Below are 16,171 nucleotides of genomic sequence, written 5' to 3' on the forward strand. Positions count from 1 at the left end.
AACCACCTTTAAACTTCTTTATTTATACTAAGCAACATTAAAAGTGTAAAAGTGTAAAAGTATTTTTAAATGTCTTCTTTTTAAAACGCATGTCGTCTTAAATAGTTATTTACAGCAATTTGAATGGACATTATACTAACTGCCTAACTTTGAGGAAGAAAGTATGTCTATCAATAATAACGCGTTAAGTACCTACCGGCTTTTAAAAGCAACTGCCGAAGTAGCTGAAAAATCATTAGAAGGTCGTATTCAGCACTATCGTGCTCATCTTAAATCAGAAGAAAAAGAATTAAGAACTTATACGCAAAAAGCAGCTGCCGATTTATTAGGTTGTAATAATCGTACTTTAAAAAGACGTCATGACAACGGTGACTTTGATGATTTAAACATAAAACGCGGCGCCAATGGTCATTATGCTTACACATTAGTAAACATTTTTGCTATGGCTGATATTATGGATATTAAACCAGATCATCGTACTGGTGATGACAAACTGCAAGTTATTGTCATTAATTCTCTCAAAGGTGGCTGTGGCAAAACAACCAGCATGGTTAATATTGCAGCAGCGCTGGCAACTACAAATATTAAGCGCTATCGCATTGGAATAATTGATTTAGATCCTCAAGGCTCTTCTTCAAGCTTTTTTCCTTCAAGCGAGCATGACCCAATTACTGTTGGTGATTTAATGCGTGATTGTATAGATTTAGATGAGGGCGAAACATGGCCTGAATTTGTTTCAAACTCATTTTTACCAACGCATATCCCAAATATTCGTGTACTACCATCAGGTATGGACGATTTTTATTTTGAGCACGAAACTGCAACATTACTCAAAGACACCTCAAATTATGAGCAAACTCGTCATTACCATAAGTTACTTGAAAAAGTAATTAACCCTGTTAAAGACGAGTTTGATATTATATTAATAGATACAGCTCCAACTCTTAACTTTATGTTTTATAATGCATTAATGGCTTCTACTGCGATGCTTATTCCTGTTCATCCAGAAGCTGTAGACTTTGATGCTAATAATAAATATTTAAAACGACTAGGTGAGATTTACCATACCGTTGCGGCACTTGGCCATGAGGGATGGGACTTTATGCAGTTTTTAGTTACCAACTATGTAAAAGGTAATCACTCACAGCGCGATATTGTTAAAGATGTTCGTAGTGCATTCGGTCGCCAAGTTATGAGTTACCCAATCAACCACAGCTCGGCGATTACTGCTAGCTCTTCGTCTTTCAATACTATTTTTGATCAAAAAGCGTCAGACAGCTTAGCAAGCCGTGAATCACTAATGCGCGCTCAAGAAAATATTAAAGATGTGGTCGATGAGCTAGAAATGCTTATTCGTTCAAATTGGCAGTCAACTCAATCAACACTCAATACCCCTAAGTAAGGATGTTAAATAAAAATGGCTAAAAAACGTAAAAATGACACCCGCTTAGATCCTTTTGCAACAGCTGTAGGAAGTAGTAGCCTTGACGCATTACTTGAACAAGCAAATGCTGGTGATGTAATTCGCATGCCAGCACCGAGCGATCCTGAGCGCCAAATTACACTTATTTGCAAAGTGATCGCACACGCTGACATTGAATCTACAACTGGTGTATACGGTAAAAATCGCCGTGTACAAGCACTTCTTAACGAAAAGTCAGTATCGGATATTTTACCTGCCATTGCAGAGGATGGCCGTAATCAGCACCCTGCGTTACTTTGGGATCAGGGTGATAAAAGCTTAGTCTTAGCGGGTTCTCGCCGTCGTATGGCCTGTATTTTAGGTAACGCTGATTATTTAGTACTTAGTTCAAGTGACTTTACTGAGCAAGACGCTAAAATTTTAGCTGTATCTTCAGATCAATATATCGCTCCAAGTTTATGGGAGCTAGGACAAGCTTACCAGCAAACTAAAAATGAGCTTATTGAACAAGGCAAAAAAGGATCTTACAGAGAGATTGCTGCAATTGAAGGTGTATCACACACCGCCATTGCAGATGCTGTTAAAGCGTATGAACAAATACCTGCTGAAGTTATTGCACTCTACCCTACTGCGAATCACGTGGGTCGCGAAGTGGCTAAAAAGCTCATGAGCGCAAAGGAGAGAGACCAAGAGGCGTTTAATCAGCTTGTTAGTGACCTAGCTAGCGATGAAGAGCTAAACGCCATTACAAGTGACGACAAGCGTGCAATGGCAATCACCAAATGCCTAACTGCTGAGCCTCAAGTTGCTGTTAAGCGTGAAGCTGTACTTGAAAATAAGTTTGTATCGGTACAACGCAATTTAAAAAGTGGTGATGTGTCTATCAAAATTGACAATAAAGTGATGACAGACAAACGCTTAGAACAATTAACTAAGCTATTAAGTGCCTTTAATTAGTTAGTTAAATAATGATCTGTCAGACATGTCTACTTAGTTAAATAGTGATCTGACAGATTGTTTTGTTAGTAAAAATCTGATCTTTACTAGCCTAATCCTACCTTAAATAATCATATTTCCTCTTCAAGATCACTTTTTTACTAACTAATCGCCCCCTTTTAGCTATTTGCTCTTGGTTTATTATCATTGTTAGTAAAATTGTGATCTATAACGTGCCGTTTAATTTTTATATTTGTATGTAATGCCTAATATTTTGTGAAATTTTATACTCATTTTTACCTATAAACCGATTTTTTACTAACCTATCAGCTCCAACCAGTTTATATCTTGTTAATAGTGCTTTAGCTCAGAGCACATAAGGCATATACTGGCAGAATTATTTTTAAAATTTAATGCTTAGAGTGACATGTCTGCTAACTTATCAAAAAATGATTTAATGGCTATTTTTGAAGAAATTAAAAATGAGCAGGCTACCCAGTTTCCTCTTTCTGAACGCTTTATTAAAAAACTTTTCCGCGAAAATGTCTTAGATAAAGGCAAAGAGTACTACAAGAAAGGTCAAATCACCTGGCTAGAGCATACCCCTAATTTTTCTGTTGTAGACTCTACCGTGCAAGTGGATAACGGATCATCATTTAACCAACGTATTGAGATCAGTAAAGTACCAACTGGTTATTCTGTTGATACACACTGTTCGTGTAATGCAAAAACCAAATGCCGACATTTAGCTGCTATTTTGTTTAAGCTTAAAATAGAGCACTCTGGTGAATACGGTGAAGATTACTTCATTAATGATTGGTTTAGTGAATTAAGCGCTCTTAAAAGTGGTGATCAACATACACCCTCGCAAGTATTATTATTTGTATTAGATATTGAAAATAACAAAGTATTTTTAACACCTAAAATAGCTAATTTTGAGACTAAAAAGAATTACACGTTAGGCCGAAACCTCACTGAGCAGCAGTTAAATAGTTTCGTAACGCCAAATGATTTACTCGAAAGTGATTTTAGATTATTTAGTTGGATACGTTCACAAAATGCAGTAGGAAGTATTGAGCTAAAAGGCCAATGGGGCTTTAGTGCCCTACAACAATTGATAGCTACTGAGCGCTTGTTTTTTCAGCGCTCTCGCGTGCCAATTAAAGCGCAATCTGGCCAAGCATTGAGTTTTAGTTGGGAGCAAGATAAAGATCTATCACAATTAGTTATTAAGCTCGAGCAAACCCAAAACTGGGCTTTATTAAAAACAACACCGCCTACTTACCTCGATTTAGATCATTTAAAAGCGGGTCGTCTTCGTACACCATTGAGTGCAGACGAAATAGCGCATTTACAAACTATGCCTGCTTTGCATGACGCTAATTTTGACAGAATATACAAACAACTTGCAGATAACTTTGGTGCAGGTGTTATACCGCACCCTACTAACTTGCAGCCAACGTTACCTAAGCTATCTAGTAATGCTGTTTTAAAAGTAACAATGGGCGAGCAAGGTTTATCACTTTCGCTGTTATTTAAGTATAAAAATAAAAACTATTTAGCTGGTTCTGCCCCAGCAAGTACTATAAATAGCGCATTTGAAAACACCGTAACTAACGAGCTAATCAATCTAGGGTTTGAATTTTGTAAAGGGGGTTTACAAAGTGAGCTTGTATTTACAAAGCAATCTCCTATCCATTTGCATTGGCTAATATACGAAGTATTTCCTGGCTTTAAGCAGCGTGGTTGGCAAGTCAGTGTAAGTAAAGTAACAAGCCCTAATCCACAATGTGAAGTGAGTTTACATGTACACCGTGCAGCAGGGCATCAAATGCACTGCAAAGTATTGTTGTGTGACGCAAAAGCAGCGCTGTTGTTTACTAATGCTGATTCGCTTTATCAGTCATTGAATCGCCAAAGTGAACTGTTTTATTACTACCCGCTTGGTCGTCAATTTGGGGTTATTAATAAGTCTGCCATTAACTTATTAAACGAATTTAAAGAACGCTTTGAATTTGTAAAAACACGTGACGAATTTAATATTCCGCTTTCGTATTTACCTGAACTAGTAAAGCACACAGCTATTAATGTAGAGCTTCACGACGATTCACTTGAGCTATATTTACAAGAGTTAAATAATACCGATAAGGCAATGCCTAAGGTTTCATTACATGGCTTAAATGACTCTGTAACACTTCGTGAGTACCAACAGCAAGGCGTTGATTGGCTTAGCTTTTTAAAACGTCATCAATTAGGTGGTATTTTAGCTGACGACATGGGGTTGGGTAAAACACTCCAAGTTATTGCATTTTTAGCGAGTACATTTAACCGCCCTCAAGCAGGCCCTACACTTATAGTGTGCCCAACTAGCTTGGTGAGTAATTGGAAAAACGAAATTACTAAGTTTGCTAAAAGTTTAAAAGTAACCACTATTTTTGGATCAAACCGTAACGATCCTTTACAACACTTAGCACAAGCACAATGCATTCTTACTACATACCCGCTTTTAAAGCGTGATATTGCATATTACTCGCCATTATATTTTGAAAATATAATCCTCGATGAAGCACAATACATTAAAAACGATACCGCACAGGTCTCACGATTAGTTAAACGCTTAAATGCCGACTTTAAACTTTGTTTAAGTGGTACTCCAATCGAGAATAATTTACTTGAGCTTAAATCGTTACTCGATTTTGCTATGCCATCGTTACTTGGCTCTCAAGCCCACTTTAAGCAGCACTTTCAAACACCTATTGAGCGTGAAGCTGATATGCAGAGGGCTGAGCAGTTAAAAGCGTTAATTATGCCCTTTATAATGCGCCGCGCTAAAGCACAAGTAGCGCAAGAGTTACCTGAAAAAACAGAGCTTACAAAAGAGTTTGAGTTTGAGCCTAAGCAAAAAGAAATGTACCAAGGCATTACACGTTCATTAGAAGAGAAGCTAATAGACTTATTTGCCGAACAAGGCGCACAAAAAAGTAAGCTTGCATTTTTAGAGGCGCTTTTAAAGTTAAGGCAAATTTGTTGCCACCCTAAATTAATAGATCCACATACTCAAGCAGGCTCTGCTAAGCTTGAATGGTTAACAACACACTTACCGCTTATGCTAAGCCTGGGTCGTAAGATTATTATATTTAGTCAGTTTACATCGGCACTCGATTTAATAGCTCAACGCCTTGAAGAAATAAACATTAACTTTAGTATGCTTACAGGGCAAACGCGTCAACGAGATAAAGTAATCGACGAGTTTACCTGTGGTAAAACATCCGTGTTTTTAATTAGCTTAAAAGCCGGTGGAACAGGCCTTAACTTAACACAAGCAGATACTGTTATTCATTTTGATCCATGGTGGAATCCCGCAGTAGAAAAGCAAGCGACTGATAGAGCCTACCGTATTGGTCAAACTAATCCTGTATTTGTTTATAAGCTCATAATGAGTAACTCAATAGAGCAAAAAGTATTTAAAATGCAGCAAGACAAGCAAGCTCTTGTTGATGCATTATTTACTGATAAATCAATGAGCTTTACAAAGTTTGATGAGCAGCAAATGTTGTCTTTAATTAAAAACTAAAAAAGATCTAAAAAGTTTTGATCTTTTTATGAACTTAATTAAAAAGCGGACGTCTATCATTATGCTTGTTGATTAATTGCAGTTAACACAAGCATCATGTTGATTTCCCATTTAGTTACTAATTTTAGTAATGATTGAGCCTGCCCATTTTGAGTTGGCTTTTTTTATGTCTAAAATTTAGCGCGCAGCACTTATTTTAAAAGTTTTTTATTTTTTTATGAACTTAATTCAAAAAGACGCGTCTACTATTATGCTTGTTGATTAATTGCAGTTAATACAAGTTTTCATGTTGATTCCCTATTTAGTTACTAATTTTAGTAATGATTGAGCCAGCCCATTTTGAGTTGGCTTTTTTTATGTCTAAAATTTAGCGTTCAGCACTTATTTTAAAAGTTTTTATTTTTTTTGAACTTAATTAAAAAAGACGCGTCTACTATTATGCTTGTTGATTAATTGCAGTTAATACAAGTTTTCATGTTGATTCCCCCTATTTAGTTACTCATTTTAGTAATGATTGAGCCAGCTCATTTTGAACTGGCTTTTTTTATGCCCATAATTTGATTTGTTTAAATCAACCCAAATAAAAATAAATGATCTTCCGCAAATTAATTTGAATTAATTATTTTGTTATCCGGTCTACTCTAATGCCTGTTGTTATATAGCCTCACCTAATAATATTAGTAATATTTGACCAGCTTATTTTAAGCTGGTTTTTTTATGTCTGTAATTTCTTAACTCCCCTACTTCTGTTGTTGGTTATTGGTTATGATGGCATGTCTCTAAATTTTATAAGTTTATTTTATGCTCACTCAAGTACTCACTAATATTGATTGGCTAAGCGCTGGTGCTGGTGTTGCTTTAGGCGCCCTATTTTACGGCGCTGTATCAACACGGCTTCGCAAAAAGCTACATCTACAAATAAGCGAACAGCAGCAACAGCTTTCCCTGTTACAAAACCAATTTGATAATAAAGAGCTGCAATACAGCGCCTTACTAGAAGATCATGAACTGCTAGAACATACTCACCAAGAGCAGCGCGATGAAGCCCAGCATTTTAAAACGCGTTTTAGCGAACAAGAAAAACAAAGCATCCAATACAATCATTTTTGGCGTAAAGCCGAAGGCGAGCTGGCAGCGCTTCGTGAACAATATAATCAGCGCGATGTTGAATATAATAATATGCGCACTACCCTTGAGCAAAAACAGCAAAACTTTAGCGAGCAACTCGCGCAAATTGAGCAAAGTAAAAATACGCTCAAAAAAGAGTTTGAAAACCTAGCCAATAAAATTCTAGAAGAAAAATCACAAAGCTTTAAAACCTTAAATCAAGAAAGCATTGAGCAATTATTAAAACCAGTTCAAGGCGAGCTAAAAGGCTTTAGAGAAAAAATGGAATCAATGCACGTTGAAGACATAAAACAACGGACTGCGCTTAAAACCGAGCTACTGCATTTGCAAGCTAAAAGCCAAGCTATAACAGATCAAGCCGACAAGCTCAGTAACGCCCTACAAGGGCAAAAGAAAACCCAAGGTAATTGGGGCGAGCTTATGCTCGAAAACGTATTAGATAGTGCTGGCTTACGTGCAGGCGTTGATTATAAGCGCGAAGTGTCGTTTAACACTGAAGATGGCCGCTTGCGCCCTGATGTAGTTGTGTACTTACCACAGGGTCGCCACTTAGTTATTGATGCTAAAACTTCATTAAATGCCTATACACGCTACGTGAACGCTGAAAATGATCTAGATGCTAATCAAGCAATTAAAGAGCATGTAAACGCCGTTACAGCGCGTATTAATGAACTTGCGAGTAAATCGTACGACCGCTTACCAGGTATTAACTCGCCAGAAGTAGTGGTTATGTTTGTACCAATAGAATCAGCTTTTGTAGAAGCACTCAAATATCAAAGCGATATTTACCAACAAGCAATCGAAAAAAATATACTGGTAGCTACACCCACTACCCTGCTTACTAGTTTAAATATTGTTAAACAGCTTTGGCGTTTTGAAGAGCAAACCAAATATTCAAAAGAGCTGGCAAGTCGAGCGGAGCGTTTTTATAACAAGCTCAATGGTTTTTTATTGAGTATGGAAGGCGTAGGTAAGCAGCTTGATAAAGCGAAAGAAAGTTATGATAAAGCATTTTCGCAGCTATACCGTGGTAAAGGTAATTTAATTAAACAAGCATCAGAGTTTAAAGAGCTAGGTGTGTCGGTACAAAAAGAGCTACCTAGTGAGAGCGTAGAACGTGCCCAATTAGAGTTAGATTAACTCTGATTTATTTTTTATTTAGTTTATGTAAGTTAAACCTTAAGGATATTTATGAATAATAAGATTGTAGGAATTGTTTTAATCGTTATAGGTATCGCTTTAATTATGTGGGGATACGACGTGTATGATGCGGCGGCTTCGCAGCTTAGCCGTGCATTTAGTGGCGACACACCAATAGAAGCATGGGCGGGTATTATTGGCGGTACCATCTGTGTGTTAATTGGTATTAAAAAGCTCAAGTAACCTGAACTTGAATAATAGCTCTATTTAAGCAGCTATTTTCAGCGCTAACTACGTTGAATTTAGTTGTAATAGTCTGCACTGCACAGTGTTACTAGGCAAGATAAAACTCTTACAGGGCTTGCCAGCAATGGCATTGTGAAAGAGACAAATACGTCGTGTATTGCAAGGCAAACCTTTAATAATAAACGTTTTTGTAATATTTACCCCAATTATTTCAACTGCGCTCGGTTAAATTAGCCAATTATTGCCGCAATCGCTTTGCTAGTGAGATTATTTGTGCACCTTTAATTTATTACGGTTTTGTCTACTAATTTGTACACATCTAATAAATGTAACCATTTTATGTTGTATAAATGAGTATTAAAGCGTGCACCAATTTGGAAGTATGCTTTTTTATCAAGCTATTAAAGTGCACTGTTTTGTGCATTTAAAAGGACTATACGAGTAAAGAAAATAATCTGTTTTAAATGTTAATTCAAACGTCTGTTCAGTGTTTGTTAATTTAACTATATTATTGATAGTATTGGTATTTATTGTCTTTGTCTTGCTTGGGTTTGGTTGTTATTTATACTAGCTTATAGCGTAGATATTTAACCTACTCAAGGAGAATAGTCACATGGTATCTCGCAGAAATTTTATTAAAGCAGGGGCTGCTTTAAGTTTAGGCTCTATTTTTAGTGCTTCAGCTTTGGCTGAGCAACTAAAGGTAAAAATGTCTAACGGCAGTGTTATGCAAACTAAAGGATCAATAGATAAAAGCGCTGCTCTACCCACAAACGATGTTACTAACGCTAAGCATTACCGGCCGGAATCAAGAGTGGGCTTGGGCGGCCTTGCCGCCGGGAATGGCTTTAATACTATATCAAGCGATACAGAAATTTTAACAATGCTAAATGCAGCATGGGATTCTGGTATTCGTCATTTTGATACGTCACCTTTTTACGGTTTGAGTTTAAGCGAAAGGCGCTTCGGTGATTTACTTCGAAACAAAAAACGTGAAGATTATGTTTTATCCTCAAAAGTAGGCCGCCTTCTTACCCCTTCAGCAGAGCCTTTAGAAAACAGTTGGCATTGGGCTGATCACTCACCGTTTTATTATAAGTATGATTATTCAGCCTCAGGCACGCGCCGTTCAATAGAAGATACTTTGCATCGTATTGGAGTAGCTTCACTCGATATTGTCTATATTCACGATTTATCACCACAAAACAGCGATATGGGAGATGACTGGCTTAAGTATTTTGATCAAGCGGCTAAAGGTGCTATTCCTGAGCTGACTAAAATGCGTGATGAAGGAATAATTAAAGGCTGGGGTTTTGGAGTAAATACACCTCATGCTGTTTATAAAGCGCTTGATATGTCAGACCCTGATATTTGCTTACTAGCGCTGCAGTATTCAATTTTAGATCACAAGCAGGCACTTGATAAAACCTTTCCTATGCTTGATAAACGAGGTATTTCAGCGGTCATTGGTGCGCCGCTTAATGGTGGTTTTTTAGCCGGTCGTAATCGCTTTAATTACTCGCCTAAAATTCCAGGGCCTATGCAGCAAAAGTTTAATGCAATAAGCGACATTGCATCTAAACATGGGATTGATATTAAAACAGCTGCACTGCAGTTTGCAGAGGCGCCTTCAACGGTATCCTCAATTATTCCTGGGGCACGCACGGAGGAGCAAATTAAAGCTAATGTAGCCTCAATGAAAGTTACCATACCAAGCGAATTTTGGAGTGAGTTGAAATCTAAACAGCTTATTGCACAAAACGCCCCCATACCTACATAACAAAATAGGTGTGCCATTTATACCAATCCGCAATAATACTTAATCATTTTTCGGGGCTAAACGTGTCGCTACCTGTGTTTAAAAAATTTTCATTTACGACTGCATGGATGCAGAAGGTAGAGCAATGCAGGAGCAATTGCCGAGAACAACTAAATCGCGAATTTTTTGCCTAGCTATCAACACGTTTTTCCATCCTCAAAATAGATCACTTAATTAAGCGAATTGGTATTACTTGGCGCACCTATGCTTAATTTTTTAAGCAACGCTTGAGAATAAGTGAGTTGATTGTTGAGTGCTTGTATAAGCCCAATTAACACACTCTTGCGCTAAAATCGCGATGGTATCTAAACATGTACCGGGTGAATTAAATACTTGTTCATTTAAAACTAGCGGTATTTCGGTGCAACCAAATAGTACTGTATCGGCACCGTGGGCTAGCATTAGCTCATAACTTTGTTTTAAAAGATTATGTCCTGAGGTTAAATCTCCTGACTAAACCGCCGTTATACCTTGCATTATAAATGTTTGCTGCTGCTCGTTAGGCTCAATAAATTCAATATTGTGCTTACTAAATGCCGTCTGATATATCCGCATATTGAGCGTGGCTGTGGTCGCTAATATCCCTACCTTACGTTTGCCCGTTGCCTTTGCGCGCTTAATAACGCTTTGTACAATACTAATGGTATGCACATCAGCATTTTTCGTTAGTGCGTTGTACCAATAATGCGCGGTATTACACGGTATAACAATGCAACTTACACCTAAGCTAGTAAGTTGGTTAAAACCCTTTTTAAGCTCAAAAAATGGATTTTCATCTTCTATACCCATTAAAAAATTTGTTCTGTCAGGAATTTGCGGGATATTCCTTATAAACATAGGTATGTGCTCTTGATCATTCTTAGCAGGTGATAACGCAATTACTTGATTCATAAATGAGGCGGTAGCTAAAGGCCCCATTCCTCCCAATACTCCTAGTGTTCTAAGCATTGTTATATTCCGATAAGTTGTTACTGTATGGGTTAAATTTATCGTGTTTTTTTTGTTTTGAATAATGCTATTATTTTACTGCCCATGCTTAAATTGCATATCTTGAGTGAGTATTATGAATATAGAGAGTAAATGGTTAGAAGATTTTTTGGCCTTATCTAATACAAAAAGCTTTTCGCAGTCCGCAAGGCTTAGGCATATAACGCAACCTGCTTTTAGTCGACGAATTAAAGCATTAGAAGAAGCCGTAGGTGCAGAGCTAATAGATAGAGAGAACTTACCAATTACACTTACCTCAAGCGGTAAAATATTTCATATAACAGCGCGTAATCTAATAAACCAAATGAATAACTCAGTGAGTATGTTAGAAGAACTCTCCTCTGAAGAAACTCACTCAGTAAAGGTTGCTGCAGCGCACTCATTAGCTACGTTTTTAGCGCTAAAACTGTCGAACTTTCATAGTAAAAGTGATCGCAAAGTAGTCCTCAATATAGAAGCCATTGATGTTGATAAAGCCACAGCTACGCTCGAACAGGGCGCATGTGACCTACTTATTGCTTTTGATAACGAACGATTAAAGTTACCTCCGTTTAGTCATCAAAAAATAGGCAGTGCAGAGTTATTGCCAGTGAGTGCCTGCAATGCAAACGGTAAGGCAATATACAATTTAGAAAGTGATGGGTTTGTACCTCACTTAGCTTACAGTTTAGATTCTTATATGGGTAGGCAGTTAGAGCCGATAATATCGGGCTCTAAACTTAAAAAAGTATTTGTATCGTCGATGACAGAGCTTTTAAAAATACAGGCTTTAGAGGGTAATGGCATTGCTTGGTTACCAAACTATGTCATTACTAAAGAGCTAAAAGAGAAAAGTTTAGTTGTAGTTGGCCAAAAGCATCATTGCGTACCTATTACATATTATGCGTATCGGTACCATGCAGCGCTTCACCCTGGCGGCGAGAGCGTCTGGAATAAATTAAAAGAGCTAAATGTATAACGCAAAAATTTACTGTAAACCCCCATTACAGTAAATGGGCGTTATTAATTTAACGCGCTCACAGTAATATGAATCTGTATTTTAATTATATTCCTATTTTATTATGGATTTTTACTTCCATAATAATTGGGTGTTTTGTCCTTTTTTTTAATTTGCTTAGATAGTGACGAATTATCCATATCATGCAGTGCTGCGGCTTTGGCAAATGAGCCTTGTTGCACTACATCTACAAATAACGTTAATTGATTAGTTATCGACATATCACTCTCCTAAATCCCAGTAAGGTGTATCGTCATAATAGCCACTTGCAAAATCAACAAACGCACGTACTTTACTGGGTAAAAACTGCCTATTAGCGTATACCATGTAAAGCCCCATTGGCTCGGGTTCGTAGTCATTTAAAATGCGCACTACTTTACCTTGAGCCAGTGCTTCCCCTGCTATAAATGTGGGCTGCATAGCAATACCACCACCCGCAATGGCTGTATTTAGTAGCAAATCACCATTGTTAGCCACAAAGTTACTTTCAAGCTTTAGCTCGCTTTTTAACTCATTAACCCCAAATAATCGCTTTGTGGGTTCGCTGTGGGAATAGCGTAAATAGTTATGTGACTGTAAATCTAAAAGCGTTTGTGGCGTGCCATGGCGTTTTAAATAGTCGGGTGACGCAAACACCGCTAGGTGTATAGGTGCAATTTTTTTAGCTATCAACGTTGAGTTTTTTAATACACCAATGCGCAGAGCAATATCAATACCCTGCTCTACTATATCTACATATTGGTCTGTGAGCCGTAAATCTAACTTTAAATTTGGATACTGCTTTTGAAAATCAATCAACAAGCCTGCTAAATGCTTTGTACCAAACGACATAGGCGCACTAATACTAAGCAAACCCGATACATTTTCGCTTAAGTTATTGAGTGAGTTTTCCATGTCTTCAATATCAATAACCACCTGCTGACAACGCTGATAATACTGATTTCCAGCCTCTGTAACACTTACTTTTCGCGTTGTACGGTGTAATAAACGCGTGCGTAGATTATCTTCCAGCGCAGAAATATATTTGCTGACTAACTGCGGCGAAATATCGAGTTTATCGGCCGCTTTTGAAAATGATCCTTCTTGCACGACGGCTAAAAAGGTCTTCATGGTGGTGAGTTTATCCATCTTTAACAATACTTTGTTGATAATGTATAAATAAGTATCATATTTATCGTCAAATTAGAAACTTATATAGTGTTTATAACACGTCTATTTGTTTAAGGTTTTAGTATGACTCAGCCAGCTTTATTTATATCTCACGGTTCGCCAATGATGGCTGTACAGCAATCGGCTACGTCAGATTTTCTTGCATCAATAGGTCAAACGCTTAGTAAACCACGAGCTATTGTGGTGTTTTCTGCCCATTTTGATGAAGCGCACGATATAGTTATTACATCAGGAGATGCGCCGCATACTATTCACGACTTTTATAACTTCCCCAAGCCCCTGTATGAAATTCAATACCCAGCACCAGGAGACCCTAAGCTTGCTAATACTATTAGTGAGTACTTTTACAAAGCGGGTATTAAAACGGTGCAAAATGCAGATCAAGGATGGGATCATGGTGTGTGGATCCCGCTGCGCTTAATGTACCCAGCAGCTAATATTCCCATTGTTCAGGTGTCTATTAACACGCGTTTGGGCGCTCAGGCGATGTATAAATACGGGCAGTTACTTGCACCACTGCGCTACGATAACGTATTAATTATTGGCTCGGGCGGTATTAGTCACAATCTACGTGAAATATTTAAAAACCCTGCTACACCTAATCGTGTTCAAATGGTTAATGAGTTTACCCATTGGGTTGAGCAAAAATTAATAGCGCAAAACACCCAAGCGTTACTTAACTATTTAAATGAAGCACCCCATGCTTTATTTAATCACCCTACCCAGGAGCACTTTTTACCTCTTTTTGCAGCGCTTGGAAGTAGTGACGGTAAAGCCAAAAAAATACATGAGGATATAGAAATGGATATTTTAGCGCTTGATGCATACAAGTTTTATTAATTTTCATCAGTACGATGCAAGTACTTAGTGGTTTATTTAATCAAAGTGTAATGGGGGTTTACGAAGAGGTGTTGGGCTAATCCTTTTGGGGAGAATATCACCCGAACTCCTTTTGCAATTTAACGCTTTGCTAAGGGGCAATTAGCAGTTGGCTAAACTTGCGCGAAGCGCCAAGCCAACTGTTAATTGTCCCAGTGAGTTTACGAACGAACTTGAGCAACTTGTTATGTAACACTTATCCAGAACCTTTCATGATGTTCTTATTTAGCTGCTCAAACTCTTTCATTAACTTGTCACAATCTGCCTTTTTAGCTTGGCAGAGTGCTGACATTTGAATGTAAATTGCTTGGTTTTTCTCAAGGACTTTACGTTTTATCGCTGCTGGGTGAGCTGTGTGAGTCTCGGGAGTAAACGACCATAAAACCAAGTTAGACTCTTCTTTATCTTCGATAATAGTCCAGCCTCCTTGGAGGCTTAAATTTGTACCATCTTTATTTTTCAATGCTTGAAGAGCTAAATATCCAATAGAACTATTTTCATTTGCAGATGATGGGAAGGCTAATAGTGCGCCCATGAATGCTATAGGTATAATTTTCACTAAACTCTCCGTGTTACATAACAGCTTTATCAGAGGACACTTTCCCTATTTTAGCGTGAAAACGTCCTTATTTTGTGAGCTTACATTAATAGCAAATAGTGTAAGTGATTGCCAGTTATAAATATTATGCTTTCTGTAACTCATATAAACTTGTAAAAATGAGGAAAGTATCCTCTTATTCTAACTAAGCTAACGCCCCCTGAATGACGATAGAACGCTCATAACTGCCTATCAATTGCACTCTACAACCCGCTATTTAATCTTCATTGCTTATTTATTTTGTACTGTTTTTGGCTGGCTTAAAGCGCATTATAAATATATGATATTGATAATTATTTGTATTAACGGGTTTTGAAAGATGAGTATGAAAAAGTCTATGTTAACTCTGGCGTTAGTTACGGGTTTGAGTGGTTGCAGCACAACAACTGTGCCGCCTGATAAAAGCTCAACGCTTTATTACACTGCGCTTTATAATGCACAAGCAAAGCCTGTTAGCTCTGTATTATTAGAGCCCACGCTATTAAATGCCGATGTGGTTTTAGTAGGTGAATGGCATACGCACCCGGGTGTGCATTTATTTCAGGCTGAGTTATTTGAGCAATTAAGCAAAAGTAATAAACGCACTGCCCTTTCGCTTGAACAATTTAGCCGCGCCGATCAGCTTACTTTAAACCAGTATGTTAAAGGTGAAATTGGTGAGCAATACTTAATTGATAACACCCAAGCGTGGCCTAACTACAAAAGTGATTACCGTGCGTTGGTAGAGCTGGCAAAAACGAACAATAGCGATGTAATAGCTGCCAATGCGCCTAAAAATATTGTTACCTGTATTGGCAGGCAAGGCATAAGTTATTTAAATAAACTTGATGATAAACAGCGCCGCTACATTGCAGCCACTATTGATACGTCCCCCAGTGATTATAAACAACGCTTTATGGCATCAATGCACCATGGTACGCCAAGTCAAAACGAAAACTATTATGCAGCGCAAGTTACGTGGGATGAAACCATGGGGGAGTCTATTGTTAACTATTTAAATGCACATAAAGATGCGCAGGTAATGCATATAGCGGGCGATTTTCATGTAAAAAATGGCGAAGGTATAGCGCGTGTTATTAAGCGTTTAGCGCCAGAGTTAAATGTTGTTTGGATATCGCCGGTAACAAGTGTGCAAGCAAATCAAGATGGGTACCAATTGCAGGCTAACCCTTTGCCACCTCGTTATGTTCAAAAAGCGCATCAACAAGCGGCTTTTAAAGCGTTAGCTAAACGAGGCAAAAAAACACAGTGCCAATAATAGGTTGGCACTGTGT

At 37.8% G+C, this 16,171-nt stretch carries 14 protein-coding genes; 9 read left to right on the forward strand and 5 right to left on the reverse strand.

The annotated features are described in order from the left end of the window. Positions 1 to 163: 163 nt before the first annotated feature. The 6 genes from GQR53_RS11255 (at position 164) to GQR53_RS11280 (ending at position 10,227) form a co-directional block, all read left to right on the forward strand. Complete coding sequence (locus GQR53_RS11255; protein WP_024596524.1) at positions 164 to 1,402, forward strand: AAA family ATPase; 1,239 nt, start codon at positions 164 to 166, stop codon at positions 1,400 to 1,402. 15 nt (positions 1,403 to 1,417) lie between these two features. Continuing rightward, positions 1,418 to 2,380, forward strand: a complete 963-nt coding sequence (locus GQR53_RS11260) for a transcriptional regulator (RefSeq protein WP_165743962.1) — start codon at positions 1,418 to 1,420, stop codon at positions 2,378 to 2,380. Positions 2,381 to 2,786: 406 nt separating this feature from the next. Continuing rightward, positions 2,787 to 5,933, forward strand: coding sequence for a DEAD/DEAH box helicase (locus GQR53_RS11265; RefSeq protein ID WP_165743963.1), 3,147 nt, complete (start codon positions 2,787 to 2,789; stop codon positions 5,931 to 5,933). Positions 5,934 to 6,734: 801 nt separating this feature from the next. Beyond that, positions 6,735 to 8,201, forward strand: a complete 1,467-nt coding sequence (gene rmuC / locus GQR53_RS11270; protein ID WP_024596527.1) for a DNA recombination protein RmuC — start codon at positions 6,735 to 6,737, stop codon at positions 8,199 to 8,201. Between the two features lie 51 nt (positions 8,202 to 8,252). Next, positions 8,253 to 8,444 carry a DUF3185 family protein gene (locus GQR53_RS11275; RefSeq protein ID WP_165743964.1) on the forward strand — a complete coding sequence of 64 codons (192 nt, stop codon included), beginning with the start codon at positions 8,253 to 8,255 and terminating at the stop codon, positions 8,442 to 8,444. A 616-nt stretch (positions 8,445 to 9,060) separates the two neighbouring features. After that, complete coding sequence (locus GQR53_RS11280) at positions 9,061 to 10,227, forward strand: aldo/keto reductase (protein WP_165743965.1); 1,167 nt, start codon at positions 9,061 to 9,063, stop codon at positions 10,225 to 10,227. A gap of 255 nt (positions 10,228 to 10,482) precedes the next feature. Here GQR53_RS11280 and GQR53_RS20665 read toward each other — a convergent pair whose 3' ends face one another. Beyond that, positions 10,483 to 10,668 carry an aspartate/glutamate racemase family protein gene (locus GQR53_RS20665; RefSeq protein WP_197098969.1) on the reverse strand — a complete coding sequence of 62 codons (186 nt, stop codon included), beginning with the start codon at positions 10,666 to 10,668 and terminating at the stop codon, positions 10,483 to 10,485. A gap of 51 nt (positions 10,669 to 10,719) precedes the next feature. After that, positions 10,720 to 11,214 (reverse strand): amino acid racemase, encoded by a 495-nt coding sequence (locus tag GQR53_RS11285; protein WP_197098970.1) that lies wholly within the window; start codon positions 11,212 to 11,214, stop codon positions 10,720 to 10,722. 115 nt (positions 11,215 to 11,329) lie between these two features. Between GQR53_RS11285 and GQR53_RS11290 the strand changes: the two genes are divergently transcribed. Then, positions 11,330 to 12,211 carry a LysR family transcriptional regulator gene (locus tag GQR53_RS11290; RefSeq protein ID WP_165743966.1) on the forward strand — a complete coding sequence of 294 codons (882 nt, stop codon included), beginning with the start codon at positions 11,330 to 11,332 and terminating at the stop codon, positions 12,209 to 12,211. A gap of 101 nt (positions 12,212 to 12,312) precedes the next feature. Here the strand turns inward: GQR53_RS11290 and GQR53_RS11295 are convergent, their stop codons facing one another. Beyond that, a complete protein-coding gene (locus GQR53_RS11295) occupies positions 12,313 to 12,471 on the reverse strand; it encodes a LysR family transcriptional regulator (protein WP_231619959.1) in 159 nt (52 codons plus the stop codon). A 1-nt stretch (position 12,472) separates the two neighbouring features. Further along, positions 12,473 to 13,378, reverse strand: a complete 906-nt coding sequence (locus GQR53_RS11300) for a LysR family transcriptional regulator (protein WP_165743967.1) — start codon at positions 13,376 to 13,378, stop codon at positions 12,473 to 12,475. 105 nt (positions 13,379 to 13,483) lie between these two features. Here GQR53_RS11300 and GQR53_RS11305 point away from each other — a divergent pair, with 105 nt between their 5' ends. After that, positions 13,484 to 14,260, forward strand: a complete 777-nt coding sequence (locus GQR53_RS11305; protein ID WP_165743968.1) for a class III extradiol ring-cleavage dioxygenase — start codon at positions 13,484 to 13,486, stop codon at positions 14,258 to 14,260. Between the two features lie 235 nt (positions 14,261 to 14,495). Here GQR53_RS11305 and GQR53_RS11310 read toward each other — a convergent pair whose 3' ends face one another. Beyond that, on the reverse strand, positions 14,496 to 14,858 hold the full coding sequence (locus GQR53_RS11310; protein WP_331461835.1) for a molecular chaperone DnaJ: 363 nt from the start codon (positions 14,856 to 14,858) through the stop codon (positions 14,496 to 14,498). Positions 14,859 to 15,222: 364 nt separating this feature from the next. Here GQR53_RS11310 and GQR53_RS11315 point away from each other — a divergent pair, with 364 nt between their 5' ends. Continuing rightward, a complete protein-coding gene (locus tag GQR53_RS11315; RefSeq protein ID WP_165743969.1) occupies positions 15,223 to 16,155 on the forward strand; it encodes a ChaN family lipoprotein in 933 nt (310 codons plus the stop codon). Positions 16,156 to 16,171: the final 16 nt, after the last annotated feature.

Source organism: Pseudoalteromonas sp. Z9A6, from assembly GCF_011378805.1.
Classification (GTDB): Bacteria; Pseudomonadota; Gammaproteobacteria; order Enterobacterales; family Alteromonadaceae; genus Pseudoalteromonas; species Pseudoalteromonas distincta.